This is a genomic window from Photobacterium sp. CCB-ST2H9 (genome assembly GCF_023151555.2).
Classification (GTDB): domain Bacteria; phylum Pseudomonadota; class Gammaproteobacteria; order Enterobacterales; family Vibrionaceae; genus Photobacterium.
This window is the reverse complement of sequence record NZ_CP100425.1, coordinates 2,776,408-2,798,885: the sequence shown is the minus strand read 5'-3', so window position 1 is coordinate 2,798,885 and position 22,478 is coordinate 2,776,408. Positions and strand designations below refer to the sequence as shown.

General features: G+C 45.8%; 15 protein-coding genes. 13 read left to right on the top strand and 2 right to left on the bottom strand.

All coding sequences use genetic code 11. The annotated features are described in order from the left end of the window. Positions 1 to 30 precede the first annotated feature (30 nt). The gene (locus tag L4174_RS12910) at positions 31 to 459 is read right to left on the bottom strand and encodes a DUF2787 family protein (protein ID WP_248141278.1); all 429 of its coding nucleotides are present in this window, start codon (positions 457 to 459) and stop codon (positions 31 to 33) included. Between the two features lie 170 nt (positions 460 to 629). Here L4174_RS12910 and L4174_RS12905 point away from each other — a divergent pair, with 170 nt between their 5' ends. Then, positions 630 to 773 carry a hypothetical protein gene (locus L4174_RS12905; RefSeq protein ID WP_248141277.1) on the top strand — a complete coding sequence of 48 codons (144 nt, stop codon included), beginning with the start codon at positions 630 to 632 and terminating at the stop codon, positions 771 to 773. Between the two features lie 229 nt (positions 774 to 1,002). Beyond that, a complete protein-coding gene (locus L4174_RS12900; RefSeq protein ID WP_248141276.1) occupies positions 1,003 to 3,261 on the top strand; it encodes an ankyrin repeat domain-containing protein in 2,259 nt (752 codons plus the stop codon). 161 nt (positions 3,262 to 3,422) lie between these two features. On the opposite strand, the gene L4174_RS12895 is transcribed toward L4174_RS12900, so the two are convergent. Then, positions 3,423 to 5,078 (bottom strand): TIGR04141 family sporadically distributed protein, encoded by a 1,656-nt coding sequence (locus tag L4174_RS12895; RefSeq protein WP_248141275.1) that lies wholly within the window; start codon positions 5,076 to 5,078, stop codon positions 3,423 to 3,425. A 92-nt stretch (positions 5,079 to 5,170) separates the two neighbouring features. Here L4174_RS12895 and L4174_RS12890 point away from each other — a divergent pair, with 92 nt between their 5' ends. The 11 genes from L4174_RS12890 to L4174_RS12840 all read left to right on the top strand — a co-directional run bounded on the left by L4174_RS12890 (position 5,171) and on the right by L4174_RS12840 (position 22,312). Further along, positions 5,171 to 6,802: a hypothetical protein gene (locus tag L4174_RS12890; RefSeq protein WP_248141274.1), complete on the top strand. Its 1,632-nt coding sequence runs from the start codon at positions 5,171 to 5,173 to the stop codon at positions 6,800 to 6,802. Then, complete coding sequence (locus L4174_RS12885) at positions 6,792 to 7,205, top strand: hypothetical protein (protein ID WP_248141273.1); 414 nt, start codon at positions 6,792 to 6,794, stop codon at positions 7,203 to 7,205. The genes L4174_RS12890 and L4174_RS12885 overlap by 11 nt, the downstream gene beginning before the upstream one ends. A 92-nt stretch (positions 7,206 to 7,297) precedes the next feature. Further along, complete coding sequence (locus L4174_RS12880) at positions 7,298 to 9,421, top strand: class I SAM-dependent DNA methyltransferase (RefSeq protein WP_248141272.1); 2,124 nt, start codon at positions 7,298 to 7,300, stop codon at positions 9,419 to 9,421. Next, on the top strand, positions 9,421 to 10,908 hold the full coding sequence (locus L4174_RS12875) for a restriction endonuclease subunit S (RefSeq protein ID WP_248141271.1): 1,488 nt from the start codon (positions 9,421 to 9,423) through the stop codon (positions 10,906 to 10,908). The genes L4174_RS12880 and L4174_RS12875 overlap by 1 nt, the downstream gene beginning before the upstream one ends. Beyond that, positions 10,908 to 12,245 carry a hypothetical protein gene (locus tag L4174_RS12870; RefSeq protein ID WP_248141270.1) on the top strand — a complete coding sequence of 446 codons (1,338 nt, stop codon included), beginning with the start codon at positions 10,908 to 10,910 and terminating at the stop codon, positions 12,243 to 12,245. Before L4174_RS12875 ends, L4174_RS12870 begins: the two co-directional genes overlap by 1 nt. Continuing rightward, positions 12,245 to 16,564 carry a hypothetical protein gene (locus L4174_RS12865; protein WP_248141269.1) on the top strand — a complete coding sequence of 1,440 codons (4,320 nt, stop codon included), beginning with the start codon at positions 12,245 to 12,247 and terminating at the stop codon, positions 16,562 to 16,564. Before L4174_RS12870 ends, L4174_RS12865 begins: the two co-directional genes overlap by 1 nt. Continuing rightward, on the top strand, positions 16,564 to 17,391 hold the full coding sequence (locus tag L4174_RS12860; RefSeq protein WP_248141268.1) for a hypothetical protein: 828 nt from the start codon (positions 16,564 to 16,566) through the stop codon (positions 17,389 to 17,391). Before L4174_RS12865 ends, L4174_RS12860 begins: the two co-directional genes overlap by 1 nt. Then, positions 17,388 to 18,521 (top strand): hypothetical protein, encoded by a 1,134-nt coding sequence (locus tag L4174_RS12855; protein WP_248141267.1) that lies wholly within the window; start codon positions 17,388 to 17,390, stop codon positions 18,519 to 18,521. Before L4174_RS12860 ends, L4174_RS12855 begins: the two co-directional genes overlap by 4 nt. A 2-nt stretch (positions 18,522 to 18,523) precedes the next feature. Then, positions 18,524 to 20,209 (top strand): ATP-binding protein, encoded by a 1,686-nt coding sequence (locus L4174_RS12850; protein WP_248141266.1) that lies wholly within the window; start codon positions 18,524 to 18,526, stop codon positions 20,207 to 20,209. Further along, positions 20,202 to 20,777 carry a hypothetical protein gene (locus L4174_RS12845; protein ID WP_248141265.1) on the top strand — a complete coding sequence of 192 codons (576 nt, stop codon included), beginning with the start codon at positions 20,202 to 20,204 and terminating at the stop codon, positions 20,775 to 20,777. The genes L4174_RS12850 and L4174_RS12845 overlap by 8 nt, the downstream gene beginning before the upstream one ends. After that, on the top strand, positions 20,777 to 22,312 hold the full coding sequence (locus L4174_RS12840) for a serine/threonine-protein kinase (RefSeq protein WP_248141264.1): 1,536 nt from the start codon (positions 20,777 to 20,779) through the stop codon (positions 22,310 to 22,312). The genes L4174_RS12845 and L4174_RS12840 overlap by 1 nt, the downstream gene beginning before the upstream one ends. The last annotated feature ends 166 nt before the right edge of the window (positions 22,313 to 22,478 follow it).

The window sequence follows — 22,478 nt, the reverse complement described above, 5'->3', positions numbered from 1 at the left end:
GAGTAAGATGTGATTGGATTTAAGAAGGGGTTAACGCAACAGCGTCAGTTGAATATCGTCAAACGCTTGCTGGTGGACGTGCCGTTCAAATGCAGCGCACCAGGTGTAAAACAAATCTAAAACCGTGGGGTGATTGAGGTCGGCGACGCCAGCGTCAGGTTGAAAGCACCAACGATTGGCAAGATGAAAGTAAAGCTCTACATCGAGCGACTCATCGCTTTCGTCACGATAGGAGAAACTCGCAACAAAGGCCAGCACCCAGGGCGCCTTTGCTTCTTCCCGCTTGAACTTGAATTCGACCGGGTGCAATCCCTTCCTTGTTTTGTAGAACTTGGTATCGCGGCAATTCAGTGCAGCCTGGCGGGTATCGTCTGGGATCTCGTACCGAGAGAGGGTCTCCTCAAGCAAAGCACACAGTGATTGAGGTAGCTCAAGACCGTCATAATCAGAAGCCAACATAAACAACTCCTTAAGCAGTGAAACAGATGTGTTCACTGCCATGACATATATCTGAAGTTGGTTTTATTCAGGCATTTTCAATCATGAAAAAAACTCTCCACTTGCGAGGGAGCGGTTCTTTGCGTGCTTTGGTAGCTTTTCTGTTGTTACTTAACAGAAGGAGTCAAAACATGTCGAACACTAAATCAACCTCTATGACGCCAAGTGCAGCAGCACGAATTCAATCAGCTGCCGCAAAGGCAAATGGCGGGCAAGTAGCTAAAGGCAGCTTTGCAGCCCGAGCTCAAGCTGCTGCAGCAAAGAACGGCAAGTAAAAAGGGAGAGGTGGGAGAGCATATCTCACCTCATTTTTATGCCTAAATACAGTAGCAATAAGGACATTCAAAAGCTAATCGCTAAATTGGTGAAAGCGGATTGGCGATATCAGCGTCGCAAGAAGCATGGATCTCTCTATTCCCCAGGAGGGAAAAGGTTCACTGTGCCAGGCTCACCAAGCGACAAACGCGCCTTTATAAATTTTAAAAAGGAAATTCAAAGAGTTCTATGAGCAACGATACAAACGATACAAATACTACACCTTATTTCACGCTTCAACATTTGTTGAGAGAGATTGCAAAGTGCTTGGGGACTAAGAAGTTAGCTGGGAAAAAGATAGATGACGCTTGTAAGCAAGTGGAAATCAACCCGTACCAGCTCTCCTCACTCAAACAAGAGCTTATCCATGTTCCTCTCAGTAAGTACGTGAATGTCTATTTTGCTGACCACATGCTGAGCGAGTATGAAAGAGTTGAGTCCATGTATATAGATCTAATTAATGGGATGCCCCTTGATGGCGTTCAGGCATCGAAGGCGAGAGAAGTAATAGGTAAGTACTTCATGACATTCGCGATTGCTGAGCTGTGTCGAGACATGCTGGATGGAATGAAGTTAACGCCGAATTGTGTTGCTGAAAAGCGACAACCTTTGATGGACTTAGCTATAGCATCGATATGTGATGGCGTAGAGTGGCGGAAATTTTATCAGGACGCGACGCCAGTTCAGAAAGAGAGATTAAGAGTATGGTCATCGGGTCGAGATATACCGGAACTCGATAGCATTGCGTCGATAGGAGAGCAATGGAGAGACGGTAATAGCTGGGGGACATATAAGGCAAGGCTAATAACCGCAAGGATTTGGGATTATTACTTCTCTCAAAATGACGGTGCTTGTCTGAACTTATTGTCGAAGCTCTCTGCTGAAGGCTGCTGGAATGAAATGGTTAGAAGCCTTGGCGCACTGCTCACTGAAGGAACGGAGCGTTATTGTTCTACTACGAATTTCGCTTTGGGGCTTTTTGATTTGCTAAGGCTCAGGAAACCAAAGCAAGCAGATGACAAAGAGCATTGCCTAGAGCTACTTACGCAGTTGGAAGCAGAACAACAACGACTCGATAAAGATAATGAGACAACGTATTACTATCACTGGATGAAAGCCCGGTACCACCTGCACGCGGGAGAGTTGCCATTGGCGATATCGTGTTACAAGTTAGCCTTTGAACTTGTTTTATACCGGCAAGGGGAGAATGCGGGAAAGATCATTACTGAAGCGATAACCGCTTCATGTCGTAGTGCTAAACCAGACAAAAAGTTCATCAATAGACTCAGACGAATGGCCGTCCTGTTCAAGTTGGATCTCTTACCTCCCGAACACAGCAATGATGCGTTTAAAGCGAAAGTACAAGAGATCGAGTCGTGGGAAATCGCCGCTTTTAGCCAATTTTTCAATGCTATGTTTCCTAGAGAGTCTTTCTTCCCCAATTCGGTATATCCAGCCGAACCTCATGAAAACAACGGAATTTGGATGGTGGATGAAACTGCTCATGTGCTTGATCTCACAAAGCCAAACAAATCCTTTTCAGTTGGTATACAAGGCGGCTTGGTCAAAAAAATGCCGCAGTTGATTTACTTCTCAATGCTGGATGATTTAGACGCGGTAGCACGTTTGTTAGAGGCTGGTGCGGACGTCAACAAACTTTCTAGCAGCAATGAATCTGCAATATTGATGGCAGTTCAAGCGATACAAATTAACTTGGCACCGCTCAATTCGATGGATGATGGATTGTTTAAACTGATAAGTGAAAAGACACACAGAAAAAGCATACTGGATTCGCTCTCCAGTAAGCGAAAGCTATCACCATTGGGCTGCGCGGTTCAGACTGGGCGATTAGATATCGTGAAAAAGGTGTTAGAAATGGGGGCAACGGTCGATAGAAAGCATGACACAATCGGTGAGACGCCTCTTTTCACGGCTATTGGAATGATTGCTCATCACACACGGCCAAAACTTCACGAGATGCATTGGGACAGTTTGAAATTCTCCGATATGAATCTGCAATCTGTGCGTGCACATTCTGCGGGTTTAATGCCTTTCGAACTAGAGCAACTCAAAAAGGTAATGATGGAACAACAGAATGACCCTGTTTTCCGATTGGGTTTGAATGCTACGAAAGACTATGTAAGAGAAAACATTGTCCGGCATTCGACAGCTGACAGCTTCAGGGCAATAGCCAAGTTGTTGATAGAGCATGGTGCAGATATGAACGCCAAGCATGATACAGCCTTGCTTGGATATACACCGTTTATGCTCGCCGTCGAGCTTGATGAAGCTGATTTGGTAGGTGCAATGCTGAAATCCCAGCATCACAAGCCTAATTTAAGTGATACCTGTGTTGATACTCAAAGGGGGCAACGTATAAATATCAGACAGTTGATTCTCAATTGGGGCTCGTACAAAGTGAATACGGTTCTAACTGAAAACGGGTAAATAACGGCGCTATCGGTGCCCTAGCAACGGTCATCTGACTTGTCTGTAAGTTGCAGATGACCGTGTGAATAACTGGCTCTTCGTTTGTCGAATAGATCCTTCATTGAACGAGCAGCTAAAGCCAGTTCGCATTTAATCAGCATAGCCGCTGTTTCTCTCGTTTAAGCCGCTGTTGGTAATTTGGCATTTTTCGCTTGCTTCGCTTTGGTTTGAGCTCTCTTGTTTGGATGCACATCAATGTGTGCAAGTGCAACTTTATAGCCCAGCAGATCCAGCCTGTAATAAGCATTCTTCAAGTTGACCTTCGAAAAGAAAGGAAGCTTAGTCGGTAAGGCGTCAATGTCGTAGATGGCATATACGATTCGATAATCACCAGCGTTTGGTGCGACAGCTGGATCTGTCAAAGGCATGACACCAGGGTGGTCTGAATATAGCTTTTGACGGGCTTCTTCACTTCTGCGAAAAATTTCAGCTGACACTACACCTTGGCTAAAAAGGTGGCTCAAAGTGGCGGAAGAAGTGTAGTGTTTCACATGGATTAGGTCAGTCTTGTTATCAAAGCCGTTGTTTTTATTGACCAAGTCACAGAACTCGAATCGGCTTTGTCCGCCACCAAGATAGATATTCTTGGTATCCAAGCACTCAATGTTAGCGTCGTTAGCCGCAACATACTTATTATAAGCACCTTCAGAGTCATGGTCGTAATCTGGAAGTGGAACATCGTAAGTGGCAATGTTTTCCATTACTGCATTGATTTCTTTAACGAAATCCACATTTATTTCGTACCAAAACCCAGCGCGTAACTCATAGTGTTTACCGTCTTTCTCAAGTTCACAGTACAAGCATTCGTAACCAGTCCAAGTATGTCGCGTAATATGATCTTCATCTTTGGCAAACACCTTGTAACCAGTCACAAGGTGGTCTAGTTCCAGCGTCCCCTTTTCACCCACGACTTTGTCCAGGTACCGCTGGAGGCTCAAAATATCTGAGCGTTGCTTGCTATTGGCGCCATAGCTAAAGCCAACTACGGTGTCAGAGTCATACACATCTGGCGCGATCATATAGACGTTATCGTTTTGCGATGGTCCATTCATCTTGTAGTTCTGGAGGAGCGTCACAAGCTCACAGTTCAAACTTGAGATAATTGTCGAGTCAGTGACTTCTCGAATGTTTTCCACCCACTTGAACTCGTTAGGCAGAGCTGTGGTGTACTTCTTGTAGGCTTTATTTAGCAGTTTCGGGAGTTCAACAAGCTTACCCTTGAAGTTCACTTTTAAGGCTCTGCGACGCCCACTTACTCTTGAGCCGAAGCCAGCATCGTTGCTCAGTCCCTCAATGGCAGACAATAGGTCTTCATCGATGTCGATTGGAAAATCAGAGACTTCCGCACTTAACCCACTCTGAACGCGAGCGTTAAGAGGCTTGGTTTTGTTTGAAGCGGTATCAACACCGCGGATGTCTTTGGTGTCCACCAGGTTTAAGGCTGTTCTCAATCCAAAGTCATGAACCATATAGTCCTTTTCAAGCATAGTGTGGCCTTTACCGAAGGCGACAAAAAAGGTCTGCCCAGCATGCTGTAACTCCAACACAGCGCCAGTCGATTGGTTTGTTCCGAAGTCAACGTCAGTTAATTGATTACTTTCAGTGAACAATTTTGCAAAAGCGGGTGGGTTGGAGGTCGGTGTTTGAACGTGCATAACACTTGTTGTGCCCTCGAGCTCAACCTTATGGCTGTTCGCATTGTTGAGTTTGAGGACTGAAGTGTCGGCATTGATTCCTTTTTTCAGTAGATAAATCGATAGCGGTGTTGTCGGCATAGATGTCACTCCTTAAGTTAATATTCCAATTTCAAACTTTCGCTTTTGACTCGCAATAGTGAGTCACTTGTATTTATAATGAGCAGGTGACTTTGGATTGTCAACGTTGTTTTTATTTTATTTTCCATTCATCGCTTTACACTCGCAAGAATCAATTGTTGATTTCTGATGTGTTGTGGACTAGATTACGAAGCATGGAAATGGGCAGCGGGGATGAAATGCAGGCTGTAACTATCAAAAAGATATCGAGTGAAGAGTTTGTAGATGCGGTGGATTGGCGGGCTGATTATCATCTGTCGACAGCGGCAATTCTTCCCGTGCTTGCAAAGCAAAAGAAATGGCCACATTTGACGGACTATAAAGTGAAGTTTGTTGATGGGTGGCGCTTTAGCGAAAGCCCAGAGTCAGAGTGGTATATGGCTAATGTCTCTCTGTTAGATACCAGTAAACGAGATCCAATAACACTCAACTACTTACCAAAGGTGGTCGATAAAGAGACAAAGGCGTTAGCAAAAGACATAGAAGACACTTTGTCTGGAGAGCGCTACTACAGAATGAGGCATGTCGCCGACATGAGGTTGAATCCTGAACGTGGCCAATATCTCACGCCGCTCCTTTCATTCGAGTCCTGTGTAAAACCCTCTGATGTGGTGGTTCGCCGCGTGGGCAGTGCATCGGCGGCTTATGTTTCTGAATTTGATCGACAGCATCCGATTGATGCGAATATGGCTATTGTTAGAGGCTTAAACCGTTACGATGCGCTCTGGCTGACTTACTGCTTACAACAACCGCTGTATGTTGACTACCTAGAGAACAGAATTCGAAAAGACGAAATGGTTCGCGTGGGGCTGTCACAGTTGAAAAACATGCCTCTTGCGCCAACACCTAGCGAGTTTTGCAGCCTTGCAGAGTACTATTTTTCTTGTTTGGAAAGGCTCTATTTTACCCAAATGTCACTTAGAGACTTGCGCGAGCAAGTCTCTAAGTGGCTAACGGAATTCTTAGACAACGCGTCCATCTCGTGGAATGAGAGTGAAATAAAAACAGCGTGGTTTAAAGCTGAGGATCTTAGCGAGCGCTTAGATTTTGGTTATTCAGAGCACAGTAAAGTAAGCCATCAACTGCTTGCCAATGGTGGTCAGTATCTTTCGCAACTCGCGATGATTGAGCCGAAGGCTGAGCAAACGCCACCAGAGCAGTATCAATTACTACGAATTAAAGACATAAAATCGAACTTTCGTTTGTCTGATAACCTCACCCAGGTCGACGCCAATGACGAGGAAGCGAGCAAGCTCGTTCGTGTGAAAAAACGCTTGGTACAACAAAATGATGTGCTGCTCTCAACATTTGCAATCGAGAGTAAGGTATTGTGGTTAAACGAAAAGCCTTCCAAAGAAACATTGGCAAGTGAGCATTTGGCGACGTTGTCTTTTCAGCAGCATGCAGGCGCATATGCCTTGCTGTTGGAAACGCCGTTAATTAAGTGGCAGTTGGCTCAATTAGTCAGTGGCAGCGTGCAAGCATTTATCAATCTCTCTGATCTCGCCAAGGTGACATTTCCACCACTGACCAATGAATTAGCGACCCGCTGGCATAGTGAGTTGGACACTATTTTGAAAAAGCAAAACCAAGCATTGACAGAGATGGAACAGATAAAAGGGCAGATGGCACAGGTATATAACAGTGTTCATCCAACTTTAGACGAGGTGAGCCATGTTAACTGATTCAGAATTACGTCATGCGCTTCAGCACACCCTTGAGGGGCTGGTGGGCCAACCACAACCGCTAGACGATATCTGGTCAAAACAAAGCCATATTTGGCAAGAGCTAGGCTGGCAAAAAAGCCAGTTGTCATTATGGCTTAGCTGCCAAAAAACAGTACAAAAAGAGCCCAATACGGGTGCTTTCCTTATCCAAGCCACAGAAAAGGATAAGGCAGATAATAGCAGCCAGAATTTAGGCGATATTTTGCTGGATTTAGTCATTGAGTTTAACCGCCCACTGCCAGTCAAGTTAGCCCTGAGCAAGTTACCGAGCCACATTGTCGCCACAGAGGGCATGCTGAAAAGCGCGGTGCAAGAACATCCCAAATTAACCATGATGGGGCCACTTATTAAGATCGCTTAGTGAACCCTATCTTGCTGTAAACCAATTTGACCTTTGAGCTTAGCTCAACAGAAAAGCCTCAATGAAAAGAGGCATGTACTAGGAAAAGAATTATGAGTAATGCTACAGAACTCGCTCCAATTTATACGTCAGTTCGCAAACAGTTTCGTCAATTCAGTGAATCGTTACCTTTAGAGGCAACACAAGACTCTTACCAAGCAGAGCTTGTATGGGGTGTTGTTGAAGGTAACCAAACGCCGAAAATATTGTTGCTGATCCTTGCAGAGGGCAACTGGCATTACTCAGAGCCAGAAACACTAGATGCGTTGGTATTTGAGCTGTTGGGTGAAAACGACATGCTGGGTGACGAGAGCCAGTGGCCAGCGTTTATCTGTTTGGCCGATGCGAACAACCAGCGTAGCTATGAATTTAAAGGCTTTAGCCAAGCGGTACCTGAAATTCCAAGTATTGAGCTTATTCGTGATTACGAACGCTTAAGTGGAGAGCAGAACTTGGCATGGTCTGCAATGGTGTACCGTAACCTAATGCACGATCTTGATGCCTTTCATGAGCAGGTTTATCAAACCGTAAAAGATAAGGTGTCTGACAAAAACGACATTATCGAAGAAGTGGCGAAGATTCTTTTCCTAGAGTCATTCCGCGTTCATCACAAAAAAGATAGCGACCTTGGCTTTGAGCATAATGGTCAAGTTTATCAGCTGCCTGAAATCTTCACCTATCAATACGTAAAAGAACATGGCGATGCGGCGGTTGAGCTTATTCAGGCGGCATTTGACCATTTCAAACTGCACCCAGACTATGTTGTCGTCAACGATGCAGGTGAAGCGAATCCAATTTTTGATGCGAAAACTCACCTACGTTTAGAAAAGCCGCGTAACTACGAAACCCTGTTAAAAGCGATTCAAGACTTAGGCCCGTTCACGGATGAGAAAACCGGTGAAACCCGCCAAGGTACACTGGCTGATGTATCGGCTGACTTCCTGGGCCGTGTATTCGATGTTTTCCTGCGTGCGAACTTTGAATCTAAAGGTGGTTTGGGCATTTACCTAACACCAAAGCCAGTAAAAGACGCGATGCTGGATATGGTGTTCCATGACATCGAAAACGATACTAATGCCGTCGCGCAAATCACCTCTGGTCAGTTCCGCTTCTGTGATCCTACCTGTGGTTCATACGGCTTTGGTTCTGTGGCGTTAAGCCGCGTAAAAAACTTCCTCCACACAGTAGCGGGTCTATCAGACCAAGAGCGCGAACAGCAATTTAACCACTTGCTCGAAAATGGCTTTGTGGGTGCCGATGCTGCGCCGCGTATGGTGATGCTTGCACGTGTCAATATGGCACTGCAAGGTGCACCGAAAGCAAAAATCTTCTACACCGGTAACTCATTAACCACGCCGTCGCTAAAGCCAAACAGCTTTGATTTGATCTGTACCAACCCACCATTTGGTACCCCTAAGTTTAAATCTGATAAACGTGGTAAAGAGTCGAAAAAAGCGTACGAAGCGGATATGGAGCAAGTGCTGGGTGGGTTCCGCCCAGCTGAAGAGGTTGTAGATTCATACAACGCCTACTACGACTACACCAAGATGAAGTGGCAAGACACAGGCCCTCTTGAGTTAAACGAAGATGGTTCGCCAGTTTGGGCGGGCTTCCGTACCGATTTACGTAATGTGTCTACGGGCAAGAAACCTAAGTACGAGCTGTTCCCGACGGTATCTGGCCTCGCATTGGGCAGCAAACCAAGCAAAAATGGCGAGTGGAAGCCGGTTAAAGGGGGTTCAATTGACCCTGCCGTGCTGTTTATCGATCGCTGTTTGCAGCTACTTAAACCTGGTGGCCGCTTAATGATTGTATTGCCAGACGGTATCTTGTGTAACTCCGGTGACCGCTATGTACGTGAATACATCATGGGCAAAAAAGATGAAAAAACCGGTGAGTTTAACGGTGGTAAAGCCATTGTGAAAGCCGTGGTGTCACTACCATCCGATACCTTCAAACTTTCAGGTACAGGTGCTAAAACCTCAATCCTTTATCTACAAAAGCGCCCCGCGAGCGAAAAGCACCCAGAGCAGTTTTTGCCAGAGCCGCAAACCGATGTGTTTATGGCAGTTGCAGAAACCTTAGGTTACTTGGTGAAGAACAATATTGAAGACTATGCCGCAGGTGTAAGTAATGACTTAGACCCAATCGTCGCTGCTTATAAGCGGGGTGAGTGATGAGTGTAGACAAACTAAGAGGTTCTTATCACGTAAATAGAGTTAGCCCTAACGAAATTGGTTTACTGCTTTCTGCTCAGTCATATAGACCTGCTGTAACTAAGGCAATTAACAAAATTAAAGAGGGGGAGTGGCGTACACTGCAATCACTTATCTCGAATGTGATAAGTCCTGGGCCTCACCCTAAATATGATGGGGATTACCCGTGCTTAAAAACAAAAAATGTTCAAGATCTTATTGCCGAAACTAGCCCAGCCGATTGGGCAGATATCTCTGAGATAAGCGATCTGTCCAAAGTGCAAGTTGGTAAAGGTGATTTACTGATTAATCTAACCGGAGCTGGCAGTATCGGGAGAGTCTCCGTTTACTACGGAGATGACTTGCCGATAACAAATCAACATATTGCAAAGATGTCACCCAACAACTTGATTGATGAAGGTTATTTAGTGGCCTATCTTCGTAGCTTCTATGCAGAGAGGGCATTGGAGCAGGGTGTCGCAGGTAGTACTGGCCAGATAAACATGGTCAATGATCATGTGAGGTGTACACCTGTTCGAATTTGTCATTCTTCCGCCCAAAAATACATCGGTGAAAAAGTCCGCCAAGCAGAGCGTTTGCGGGCGTGGGCTAAGGAGTTGGTCAATAGTTCGGACGCCACAATTAGCTCTCAATTTGAATATTCGTTAGCTCCCTCAATGCGAACACAGCCTAGGCGTGTATCTTCAGCCTTATTATCTCCCATTTCTTTAGGGCCTGAGTTCGCAAGAGCTTCTGAAGGCCAAGCAACATTTTTAGATTCTATGAAGTTTGGGGACTTTATTGATATTTGTAAGTGTGGGGATCCGATAAAGTCTGAAGATAGAGTCGATGGAAAGTACTCCTATTACGGAGCGTCGGGCCCCATAGATAAACATAATGAATATAATTTTGACGGCGAATACTTGATTGTTGCGCAAGACGGCTCAATTGGTTGTGCGAATATTGCTAGAGGAAAATTCTGGGCTAACAACCATGTTTGGGTTGTGAAATTGAAAGCAGCTTATGATATCGATTCAGTTTGCCGATACCTAGATGAGCATTTCCCTTATTGGAAAGGGATTACTACTGGTAGTGTTGTTCCTAAGGTAACTGCAGAGAACCTACTAAATCTTCAAATCCCTACAGCTATTGCGGAAAACGAGCATTTAGGTGATTTGCTGCGTCTTTCATCACGAGCAACTTCGCTAAGTTCAATACTCGTTAATACTGCAAAGCTTCTTGTAGAAGACCTCATTGAAGGACAACTTACCGAATCGCAGTTGGTTTCCGCTCAGCAAGCTTTAGAAGCTGGCGATGACTCACTGGATCGCGCGTTAATTGAACGTATGACAGCTGAGGGTATTGATGGTGAAGGTGATCCACTGTTTGACGATATTGATCAGCTCTATGACCTGTTAGAACAAGCCAAACAGGCACTTGACGCTGACGATACGATGGCGGAGGCCTAATGGAACAGCCATCATCACACGTCTTGAGTGACGAATTACTGCAAAGCGAAAACTTTTTGTTGGCTAGCGTGGTCAGGCCGTTAGAGCGTTTGTTGGAAAGTGGCTGCGCTATTATTCAAGATAAAGCCGTTCGCGAGCTGCTCACTGGCTTGGCTTACCCCTGTGATGATGGCAAACATTGGGTAGTCAGTCAGCGCCTACTTGATGGTGTGACCGAGCTTGGTTCAAGTTCACAGCTAGTGGCAGCTGTGCTCGCTTGTGACAGCCGATTCCGCCAGCCTTGGTTGAGCCTGATGGCGGCGCGCTGCCAAGAAGCGTCTGAACTGAGTGACCCATTGCAATTGGTTGAGCGAATTCACCAGCTTGGCGCTGCCAGCGAGTGGGTAGAGGCTTCTCTTGCGAAAGCTTCTTTGAGTGCAACACCTTATAGCACCATTGAACGTGAGCTGTTGGGTACCCAAGCAGACAGTATCAGTGCTCTACCTATTTTAACGCGGGTATTAACCACCGCTTATCAATTGTGCTTATGGCGCGGGCAAGCCCTTCCGGAGATCGCGCCAACTGCGCTGCAAGGCCAACGCCCCGATATTGATTGGGTAAAGGGGCGTTTGTTACCAGCACCTAAAGCCAGTGTGAAATACAACCGGTATCTGTTGGTTTCCCCCTCATCTTCTAATGCATCTGAGAGCCACCAATCAGTCAGCTATGACCAACAGTCTTTTGATCAACAAGGTTTTGATAGCTTGCCTCTCGATGCAGTGAAAAAGCGCAGTGATTTAGCGCTAGATTGGGTGCTTGGCTCCCCATGGGCGCTGTTGCTCGCGGCAGTTACCTATGAACAGGATATATGGTCCAGTGAAGGGCTAGGCGGTTTACTGCTTGAACTCCCTGCAGGGCAAAGTGGCTATAAACCCAGCCTGGTGCAGGTGTTGGTGTTAAACAAAGAGGGTGATGAGGTGCTGTGTGGCAGTTTAGCGCAGTTCGTAACTCGGATACTTGCCGAGCTCTCTATGGCGTTATTCCCTGCTGCCGTCAGCACTCAAGAGCTCGATCAGCAACTTGGTGATGTGATTGAGCTATTGATAAAACGCCAGGTATGGCAACACCGAGATGGTATCAGCGGTGAGCTGGATTACTACCAAATCAACCCGCAGTTTGCCGACGCCTGTTACCGCATGAAAGGGCAGCGAGCCTTTGCGCTTTATGGTAAACGCCTGCGAGAGGCCATTCGCACGCAAGCGTTGCGTTGGCGACAAGAGCAAGAGTCACTCCTCAGTCAGACTCATCTAATCAGTACAAATGTTACCTCAGCCCAGTTTTTGAAGGATGTATTCTAATGATAACGAACAGTGCTAACACTTCGTCCCAGGCAGTATGGGATGAGCTGACTGAACAGCATAATTGGGCGGCGACAGGTGTATCTGATTATCCGTCAAAAGATCCTTTGGTCGGACAAAGTAAGTTTTTTAATCGTTATCGCACCTTTATTAAAACCATTGATCATGAAGACGATAAATTTGCCCATGTATTCGCGGTTGAAGGTGAGTGGGGGCGAGGTAAGTCGCGTTTGGGTTATGAGCTGATTGCGCAGATCAACGATTGCTCAAAAGGCTGGTATGTGCGTAACAGCAGTGGTGATTTAGAAAATGCGGAGCTCTTTGATGAGGAGAGCAAGCGAGATGAGTATCTGGGTTTGTATATCCGTTACTCGCAAATTGTGTCTAAGTTCCAAAACACCGATAACTGGTTTGCCTACGGCTTATATCAAGCGTTGATCCCGTTGGCGACCAAGCTGTTTGATGGCTCTATTCAATCGAGTATCGCCAAACAAGCCTTGCAGCGTCTTGAGCCGTTTGGCTTTGAAGCGTCGGAGCTCGCAAACCGGCTAATGCTAGATCGCGCATTTTCTGATGAAGTGCTGTATTACGACCAAGCACAAGATGAAAACGGCGAGACTATCACAGTTACGCAATTGGTTGATTCAGCGTATCAGTACCTACAACAGTTTGGTATTCAGTACATCTTAATTGTCCTTGATGAGCTAGAAACGGTCGCAGAAGCCGCCACCTATGGCCTCGATAGGGATGATGCGTGTCAGTTGGATGGCGAAGCCATCCGTTTAATTGGTAAGGCAATTAAAGAAGAAGACCCTCGCCGTAAGTTGCCATGGCTGCGTTACGTGGCACTTTGTTCCCCGTTACTTGGGCAGCAGCTGCGTGAAATTCAATCAACTGCACGCCGTTTTGAGCTGGTCGAGCTGGAAAATAATGCGTTTGCGGATGTATCCGACTATGTCGCCAAGCTGCAAGAGAGCAACAAGTTACGTCATCAATACCCTACAGGCCTAGTTGAAGCGGCTTATGCCATGAGTGGTGCTAACTTTGGCTGGTTCAACGTGGTGATGGCAAACATCGATGTTGAGCTAGATAAGCACGCAGGCAGTGGTCAAACGTTTAGCAACGTGGGTGAGCTGTTTGATCAAGTGCTGCAAAACTCAGGGCGGATCTCCGATCATGTGTTGGACCACAATGCGATTGACGGTATCCAGACTGAGGATAAGGCACTTCTTAAACAAGCTCGAAACTTGCTGTTTTCACAACTCCCTAAGGCGTTAGATGCAGAGCATCAACACCTTTTGGCTTTGCTGCCACTTAAAAACGAGTATGACGAGCCAATAGTCAGCTTGTACCGCAAAGTTGAGTGGTCGATGTTGGATTGCCGACAAGCATTGCAAGACGGAAAATTCCGCCGAGAGCGCGACGAGTGGTTCTATCCAAGCGTTGATCAAGGCCTCAACCTTCAAGCTCTGCGTCAAAATTTACGCACATTCGCTATTAATGAAACGGGTAGTGAAAACACCTTCCTGCTGCCCTTAGATATTCAAGAATTCCGTCACTTGATCACTCTTCTCTATAGTCATCCTGCTGCCGAATTTGCAGCAGATGCTTTGTGGAAGCGCTTTTTTGGCGATGTGCAACAGCTTGATAATGAAGATAAAACCCACATCGGGCCAAGCGTGGCGATGTTGCTGCGTTTAGACATGCGCTATAGCTCTCAACAACAGAATTCAATGATTTTCCGTGAAGTGGGCTATGCCGATGGTCACGAAAAAGCGATGTCAACGCTCAAAGCAGAATGGGAACGTTCACCGCTACTAAGACGTCGTACCCGCTTGCTCGGGCTATTTCGCCTGTTGGATAGAGATTGGAGTTATAACCAAGAAGCCTTTGTTAACAAGCAAGATTTAGCGATTCAGTTTACAAAAGCAGGTGGTGGGCGAGGCGCCAGTTCGGGCCTACAGTACTGTGAAGGGCTCAAGCTGCACCCTCAAGCGAAAGCGGCCTTTGCATGGGTAGACAGTAAAGATGAACTTAATCGCTTAAACAACGAAATAACGAGCCAGTATGCAGCGATTGGTCGTGTGCCTGTTGTTGCGTTTACTGGCTCTATTGGGGTAATGGACGATTACGCCAAAGGCAGTGTTCACGACGATTTGAAAGAGAACATCTTACTTTATTACCTCAACACCAGTGAAATTGATGTGATTGAGCGAATTGGTGTTGATCTGCGTTTACAAGAGGGCTTTGAGCTCAATGAGCAGGTGTTTACCTCTAAGTTTAAGAACCGTTTAAACAACATTCGTGATTATACCTACAGTCGAATTCATGAGTGGCGACAGTGGCTCAATGAGCGTGGCTTAATAGCCTGGCCGCTAAAACCCTCTGGTCGCATTAATGACGATGATCGCAACAAGCTTTTAAAGGCTTGGCATTTGCTGCTGGTTCAGGACAACAAGGTAAATAGCTTGAATGATATTTTGCCTGAGCACGGTATTGATGCGGCCGATATACGCGCTGTCTTCAGCCGTTTGTCTCTGAGCGGCAAAGTTTTACAAAGTGGTTATCTGCCAAATGAGCACGCAGGACTGTTTAGTGATATCGAACATCCGGCTCAAGCTCAAGCCCGTGTGCCTGCTTTTTTGGCGGAAATTGCCAACCCGAAAAAAGCGAAAACCTGGACGCTGGATGCTGCGCAAGAGAAATGGTATTGGGGGTATTTGTGGTCTCCTGCCAGTCAGGGCTTGTCAGCTAAAGCGGTGTTCAGTGATTGGATGTGGCTTTGCAGCCAACTAAACCTGGCAAAAATAGAAGATCGCCAAGCCAAGAAAGAAAAGTGGCTACCGGTTACTCGCGCGGATATTGAAGATGGCGAGCTAGGTTTTGCTAAAGCTTGGTTTGATGGCAAAGGTGCCGATAGCTATCAAGGGCGAGTGGAAGCATTAAGAGAAGTGTTTGGAGAGGATAAGATCCCGGGTTTGTTTGCCGGAATGCAAGGCAAGCATGGGACAGAAACCACGAAGGCATATAACCATTTGGAAGCGGCGACTAAGCTCGTGGCTCAAATCACCAATAAGGAAACAAACCTTAAATCAGAGCTATCTGCGGTTGTTGATGAGTTCCCTGAATTGCTTCGTCTGCGCTATCAAGTGCTTAAACATATTCGTGCCGTACGAGATACCCGTGAAGCAAGCGCGGATTTGCGATTGGAACAGCGTATTCGCTTAGAAGATGACTCTCGCTCCTTGTATTCGCGTATTGAACAGGCATATCAGTTTGCTCAGTTTGTACAAACTGCTGCGAAACGAATTGATGAGGCATGTGCGAACGTCGTTTCGATTATTAGCGATGAACCGGCAGCTAAAGCGCCGTTTCCAGTGAAATTGTTTACGCTCTCTTTGGGGACGATTAGTAACATTCTACAAGGGGCGATCAAGCAGTCTCAGGTTACCGAAACACAAAGAATCGAATATCAAGGTTCAACAGAAACGCTTAACTTCTATTTACGTACGTTGCAATTGGACAAGGTTTCCAGTCGACTGGATGATCTTGCCAGAGAAGTGGGTGTTGATATCCGAAGTGGTAGTCATCGAAGCTTTGAGGATATCAACGGTTATATCGTTCAGGCTTATCGTAGCTTGCTTAAAATGTTTGCTGATACAAAGGCTGATTTTAGCAGACTGGACAACAAGCTTTCGGCCCTCAAGCATCAGCTTGGTGACATGTTGCCAGTCGGCTACCCTGAAGCTGAACACCCGAAAAAAATCCTTGAGTATCAAGAGTCATTGCGTGATATCGAAGATGCATTACTGGATCTGGACGAGCAAGTTGATCTCTTCAGAGAGAAGTTCTCATCCGACGCTAGAACGGGGCAGTTCTCGGTAATTAAAGATGTACCAGTGAAGTTAATGAGACCTATAACCGCACAGCTCGGTGTGCTAATGGGCAAGGTGAACAGTGTCGAGTCTGCGGTAAAAAGCTATCGAAATGAAATCATTGAAAAGGCCAACCAGACTCTAAGACCCGAAGTGGCGCCACTTCTAATGGCGGTAGGCAAGCCTGCGCTTTCGACGATTAAAGATGAAGAGTTTGCCAATTTATCGCTGTCTGATTTGGCTATTGAGCTCGAGTGTCGTCATCGCGATTGGTACAAGTTTGCGGAAGATGCCCTGCAGGGAACCTCTATTTCTGTTGAGCGCTGGGTGGAAATCTCCTCGCTGCTGCTCAGCAAATCAGATCCTAATCTCTCCTCTCGGGAGCAAGCTGAGTTAGTGGAAAAAGGCATCATTAAACTCCAGATTACCTTTGGAGGGGCGTAATGGTGTTCTATTTAGCACTTTCACTGACCAGTCATCGCAGAGGCCGGTTTCTACGCTCTCTTATTGATGCAGAGCCAACTGCTGAAACATTGCCACATCAGGGCTGCGTACTGATGTTGGGCAAGGATTACCAGCAGCTTGAAGTTCAGGACAAGAAAAAGTGGCGTGATTGGGCACTACAATCCGGTCGTACATTAATGCTTCTGCCACCTTACAGCTCGGGACTGGTTGATGAGGATATCGATTGGCAGATTGGCTTCAGCGAGGCGGTGTCTTCTGTTGATGCACCGCTGGTGCGGCTATTAGAGTCAGAGGTAACCCAGCAGATCGCAGGTAGACAAGGTGTTAGTGAGCGTTCACAGGGGCATCTTTGGGGAGCTTCTGCGGCGAATACTCGTTACCTAAAACATCATGCTGCCTCGGGAGTGTTTGCGGTTACTTGTTTGCCATTATGGTCAATCTCATTAATCGATGAAGCTGAGCTAGTGCGGGAATGGTTTGCGTTTTTTGACCGATTAGCGGGAACACCAGATGTTATTGAAACTGAAGCCGACAATGAACCAACTCAGTTAGTAGCGATCGATTACTCAATCATGGCCTGTATTTACGCGTGGCAGGTAACCTCGGCGAGTGAGCTGAATGCCTATCTGTCTAAACAAGCATTTCCCGTTTTTCAGTTTAGTCCTGACGAAGTTGAAACTGGATTCTCTCGATTATCATCGGTTGGGTATGTAAATGAGGATGGGTTAACCATTGAGGGCATGCAAACACTCAAAGACAGTGCTTACTGGCTTTATGCAGATCAGCTTAAGGATGCAACACGATGAGAAAACAAAACCTAGCACAGTCTCTGGCGGTTGAATCACAAATACGCTTACCGGGAAGTGCCGGGCGATTGTTGCAGCAAATTAGAGATGTTCTTGCGGTTGCGCCGTTGTTTAAAAGTGCGGGGCTCGTCAAACGCGTAGAGCGGCCCAAGGTCATTGATTTAACGGTATCAGGTATCGCCACGCATTCTTGTATTAAAAATGCATTAGGGGGCTATATATATGCTTCAGGTGCTGTACGGGTCGATATGTGTATCGAGCAAAATCAAGTCGGTACTGGCAGCAATGATTCAGTGTCAGAGTTAGATGATATTGACTTTGAAGCGCAGCGAAAGCGCCTAGATTTGGTGGAAATTCGTCAGGCCTATCAGCTTGTTGAGAGACTGTTGCAACAAGGAAACCCAAGCCAACTGATTTTAATGGATACGCCATTGTTCCTTGATAGGGCAATGATTCCATTGGACCGCAATGCAAAGCATGTAGAAGAGTTTCAGCGCACTAAGAGTGTTATTTCGCAGTTTTGGTCGAACTATAGAGAGCAACTGTTTCCTTGGAGCCCTCACGGACCTGTCTTGGCGAGTATTGTCGCAGAAAGATTTAGCGCCATCGTCAGTATTGCAAAGCAAGACTTGCGAACGGAAGAAGGCCGCAAGCACCTGCTTACGACTGATGAACTTGACGAGCGAAACCTCGATAAACTCACTGATTTAGAATCCCGACTGGCCGGTATTGGCGACAAGCGCTTTATTCACGGCATTTTGGGTGCGTTTACCCGAACTATGGCATTTAGAATGACCGAAAATCGGTCAAGAATGGAGCCTGCAGAAGCGGTTGATGCTGGTGTGATTGGCTTTCATTACCGCGGTGGACATAGCGGTCAAATCCAAATGGTCCAATTGGCTGGTGAGGCACAAGATTGGGATACCAAAAAACTTGATGCGGTCGCGTGGAAATTGATGTCTTTAGATATTCAAGGTCAAAGCAAGTTAAAGCCTTTGCCCCAACTTTTAGCAATGCAGCAATTGAAAATGTTAGACCAGTTTGCAATGTATTATCGCCAGGGGTTAAGCGATTCAATTAAGAATAACGACGTAGAAGATACCTGGTTATCTGGCTTAGACGAGGAATAAAAATGAAACACAGTGTACTGGGTAAATTGGTTGGTAATACCGGCGATGCAAACAAACTCACTATGGTGGTAGAAAACTCTTTTTCTGTTCGAAGAGGTGAATTTGTTCGAATTATGCACCAAGAGCGAAGAGATGAATCGGATGTCGCTGTATTGGGGAGAGTAAACAAAATTCACCGTTCTAATATGCTGTTTAACTCTGGCTTTGGAGATAGTGTTACCGAATTAGAGCTACTTCCTGGTGCCAATATGACCGGTGAGAACATGCATGCGACGATTGAACTAGTTGGCTACCGAGATCCGGCAACTAACCAAATTAAAATTCCTCGTCGTCCTCTGGACCCCGGAGCAAAAGTTGAAACCGTAGATTTTAAATTCTTAAGTAAGTTCTACGAATTTAAGGAAGACAGTAGCCTTCATTTGGGTAACTTGGTTGGCTACGAAAGAGGCGAGAATACGGTACCTGTTTACCTTGATGTCAACAAGTTGGTGACAGAACACATGGCCATTCTAGCGATGACTGGCTCTGGTAAGTCGTACACAGTTGGACGAATTATCGAGCGCTTGGTCGCCTTTAATAACGGTACCGTTGTGGTGTTTGATCCCCATGGTGAATATGGTCGAGCCTTATCAAAAGGGGAGCTGCAGTTTAGTGATGGCTTTGAGTCAGTTGAAGACAATCGCGATCAAACAGCTCTTCCTGAAATTAAATCGATGTTCGAAAAGCTACAAGTTGCTGGTGCAGGTATTCAGGTATATACGCCACAAGATGATGCATTTAATCACAAGTACGCTGGTAAGAATCATCCGTTGGCATTGCAGTTTGACAATTTTGAAATGGATGATATTTCCGAAATTCTACCAGGGCTTACAGAGCCACAACAACGTGTGCTAGATGTGGCGATTCGTTATTGGCGTAACGTTGATAAAAGTACTCCGCGTGATATTAACCGCTTGCGTTATTTTTTAGGTGACGGCATTGAGGAACTCCGTGATTGGGATGATTTGTCTGAAGCAGAAGCCAAAGCACTCAATGGACGAAGTGCCGCCGTCGCTTCGATGAAGCTCAGTCGTGTGCTAAATGAAGCCAAGAGTTTTTATTCAGCTGCGATGAAGGAGCCAACTGATATTTATCAAATGGTTGGTCGCGCCTCTAACCGTAAAGGTCGATTGGTCGTGGTGGATTTGCAGGGGCTAAGTGATACGGCTAAACAGGTGGTTTGTGGCCTGCTGTCGAGTGAAATCCTTAGTGCGGCATCAAGTAAAACAGATAAGACCCGTCCATGCTTTTTGGTTTACGAAGAAGGACATAACTTTGCTCCTGCTGGTGGGAACGCTGTTAGTCACCGCATAATCAAAAAGATTGCCGGTGAAGGTCGTAAATTTGGCGTGGGTTTTGGGATCGTTAGTCAGCGCCCATCGAAACTCGATGCCGATGTGACATCTCAGTGTAATACGCTAATTACCATGCGATTAAAGAACCCTGATGACCAACGTTTTATTGCTAAGGCGTCTGACATGGTGAGTAAGGCTGATTTAGATGAGTTGTCGAGTCTTTCAACGGGTGAGGCGCTGGTTTGCGGTCGTTCGATTCCAGCTCCTCTGTTAGTTAAAGTAGGGACCAAAGCACTCATACACGGCGGTGAATCCCCGGATGTACTCAGCGTTTGGGAGCGTTTTGATGGCTGATACGGTAACACGGATCAAGCAGGAACTGAGCCAAAACGCTTTTATCGATAAAACCTTTCCAATGCTTACTGGCTGGGGGGTGAAAGATGAAGATGTATTGATTCACAGCTTAGGGTGCAGCGTTTGGAATACGCTAGGGCATCAGCTTGGTTTTATGGCCGTTGTTGAGGCACCCGCACCGTCAGGTGCGGGGAATGATATTCGCTCAGACTCTGTATGGTTCTCTTACACGACCAGAACCCCAGAAGTCGTTGTTGAGTTTGAGCGTTATGATGGGTCGAAATCTGACAAGGCAAAGTTGACATCCAAACTTATGAACCTGTTAGAGGCTTATCATCGCTGGAACAAAAAGCCTTCACTGCTTGTTCTCTCTTTTTGGAGTAAAGACGTGGTTTCTGCGCCAGATATACGAGAGTTAAACCAATTGGCTAACTATGGGGCGACTAACAGTAAAGGTGTATTTATTCCTGGTATTGACGGTGCTCAACTCTTGATTAATCGCTTTTTTTTCGAAGACACCGTAAGCCAAAAGCTGTTTCTACAATCTGTTAGTTTTTGGGAGGCATAATGAATCAAGTAGCTGGACTATTTTTGCCCAAAGCGAACAAACAGCTTGGTGATAAATACTATTTACTAGAGTGCCTAGGGGACGGGACCCACGGGTGGGTCTATCGAGCTGAGCGATTATCTGATGGTCAAACGGTAGCGATAAAGATTCCAAAGCAAAATTCGCAACCTGACCGTGTATTAGCTGAAGGTAAAGAGTTAATAGGTTTAGAGCCTCACCCAAATGTGATTCAAGTGTACGAAATGGGGCGGATTCCCTCAGAGAAACACTTGTATGTTATTGAGATGGAGTACTTTCCTAGTGAAACGTTAGCTCAAAAGCTAGAAAATCGAGAGTTTCACTTAAATCGTCCAGAAAAAGCTTTCCCTGGCAACGAATATGAGTGTGTAGCGGTTAACTCACCGAAATACTACTTTAATGTTTTTGAACAGGTACTTGACGCTATTGGGTACCTTTCCAACTTAGTTCCTCCAATCTCACATGGTGACATTAAGCCGCACAATATACTTATTGGGCAGAATGATCTTGTTAAGCTAACAGACTTTGGCAGCTCAGCATTACCTTTAGAGTTCTATGTTCGAACACGTGAAAATGGCGGAACGGTACTTTATTCGGCACCAGAGTTTTGTGATTGTGGTTCTCGTAAAGGAACGACAGAAGAGCTGCTCTATGGGGATATTTATAGTTTAGGGGTACTGTTGTATCAGCTGATGACTGGCCGCTTGCCTCATGACACACAGATAGAAGTAAGAAGCCACGCACCTTTTGCAAAACCGAGTGAGATTAACTCTGGCGTATGTCCTGAACTAGAAGCTGTGATCTTGAAATGTTTGAACAAGCATCCACAAGATCGTTATGGTTCTATCCAAGCATTGAAAGCAGCTTTTCAAGCTTCAAAGCAAAGACAGCTTGTCTTTACTGCACCTAAAAATACGATTAAATCGATAAGTACGCCAAGGAAAGACTGGTCAAGCGAGGTCACTCAGGCACTTGAAGATACAGACTATAAAGCTGCTGCAAAGACAGCTCAGTTAGAGTATCAACGTAGCAAAAATCACTATGCATTATTTCTTCAATGCCACGCTCTTTATCGAGATGAGCGTTGGAATGAGCTGGAGCAAGTGATTAATGACAATCACGCCTTGTTTATGGATGCGAATGCTGGCGACAGTGATATAGCATCTGCGCGTGTCGTTGGCATCAAAGCTATGTTGAAATGGCGAAACATCGATTTAGCTAAGGAGCTTCTCGATGTGGCGAGAGTGAATGATCCAAATAATTTTGATGTGTCTTTGTGCTACGCGTCCTTACTTGGGTTAAATGCAAAATATGAAGAAGCCAAAGTTGAATTGGAGAAACTGAATAAGGTTTATCCAATGCAAAAGAAAATACTCACTCGTTTACTGCAAGTATGTGAACAGCTAAGAGACTACAATACGTCTGCTGGGTACTTGAGGGCCTTACTGAGGTTAGTGAAGTCGGATGAAAAACTACATCAGAAACGACAGCAGTATGAGCGTCTTGGTGTTTGGTGAGTCATTAATTGCTCGTTTACGGTTGCAAAGGGGCTGCCATAGGCAGCCCCTACTATATGATCTACAGCTAGCTTGCTGCGTATTGTGTAATCCGGAGGGATATGGGCGCAGCGAGCCTGGTTATCGTTTATGCAGCCCACAGTCACCAATTAGTCATTGGATAATG

Coding starts and splice junctions, on each gene's coding strand:
- L4174_RS12850 (WP_248141266.1), top strand. CDS start 18,524: ATGAAACACAGTGTACTGGGTAAATTGGTTGGTAATACCGGCGATGCA.
- L4174_RS12895 (WP_248141275.1), bottom strand. CDS start 5,078: ATGCCGACAACACCGCTATCGATTTATCTACTGAAAAAAGGAATCAAT.
- L4174_RS12885 (WP_248141273.1), top strand. CDS start 6,792: ATGTTAACTGATTCAGAATTACGTCATGCGCTTCAGCACACCCTTGAG.
- L4174_RS12865 (WP_248141269.1), top strand. CDS start 12,245: ATGATAACGAACAGTGCTAACACTTCGTCCCAGGCAGTATGGGATGAG.
- L4174_RS12880 (WP_248141272.1), top strand. CDS start 7,298: ATGAGTAATGCTACAGAACTCGCTCCAATTTATACGTCAGTTCGCAAA.
- L4174_RS12840 (WP_248141264.1), top strand. CDS start 20,777: ATGAATCAAGTAGCTGGACTATTTTTGCCCAAAGCGAACAAACAGCTT.
- L4174_RS12910 (WP_248141278.1), bottom strand. CDS start 459: ATGTTGGCTTCTGATTATGACGGTCTTGAGCTACCTCAATCACTGTGT.
- L4174_RS12905 (WP_248141277.1), top strand. CDS start 630: ATGTCGAACACTAAATCAACCTCTATGACGCCAAGTGCAGCAGCACGA.
- L4174_RS12900 (WP_248141276.1), top strand. CDS start 1,003: ATGAGCAACGATACAAACGATACAAATACTACACCTTATTTCACGCTT.
- L4174_RS12875 (WP_248141271.1), top strand. CDS start 9,421: ATGAGTGTAGACAAACTAAGAGGTTCTTATCACGTAAATAGAGTTAGC.
- L4174_RS12845 (WP_248141265.1), top strand. CDS start 20,202: ATGGCTGATACGGTAACACGGATCAAGCAGGAACTGAGCCAAAACGCT.
- L4174_RS12860 (WP_248141268.1), top strand. CDS start 16,564: ATGGTGTTCTATTTAGCACTTTCACTGACCAGTCATCGCAGAGGCCGG.
- L4174_RS12855 (WP_248141267.1), top strand. CDS start 17,388: ATGAGAAAACAAAACCTAGCACAGTCTCTGGCGGTTGAATCACAAATA.
- L4174_RS12870 (WP_248141270.1), top strand. CDS start 10,908: ATGGAACAGCCATCATCACACGTCTTGAGTGACGAATTACTGCAAAGC.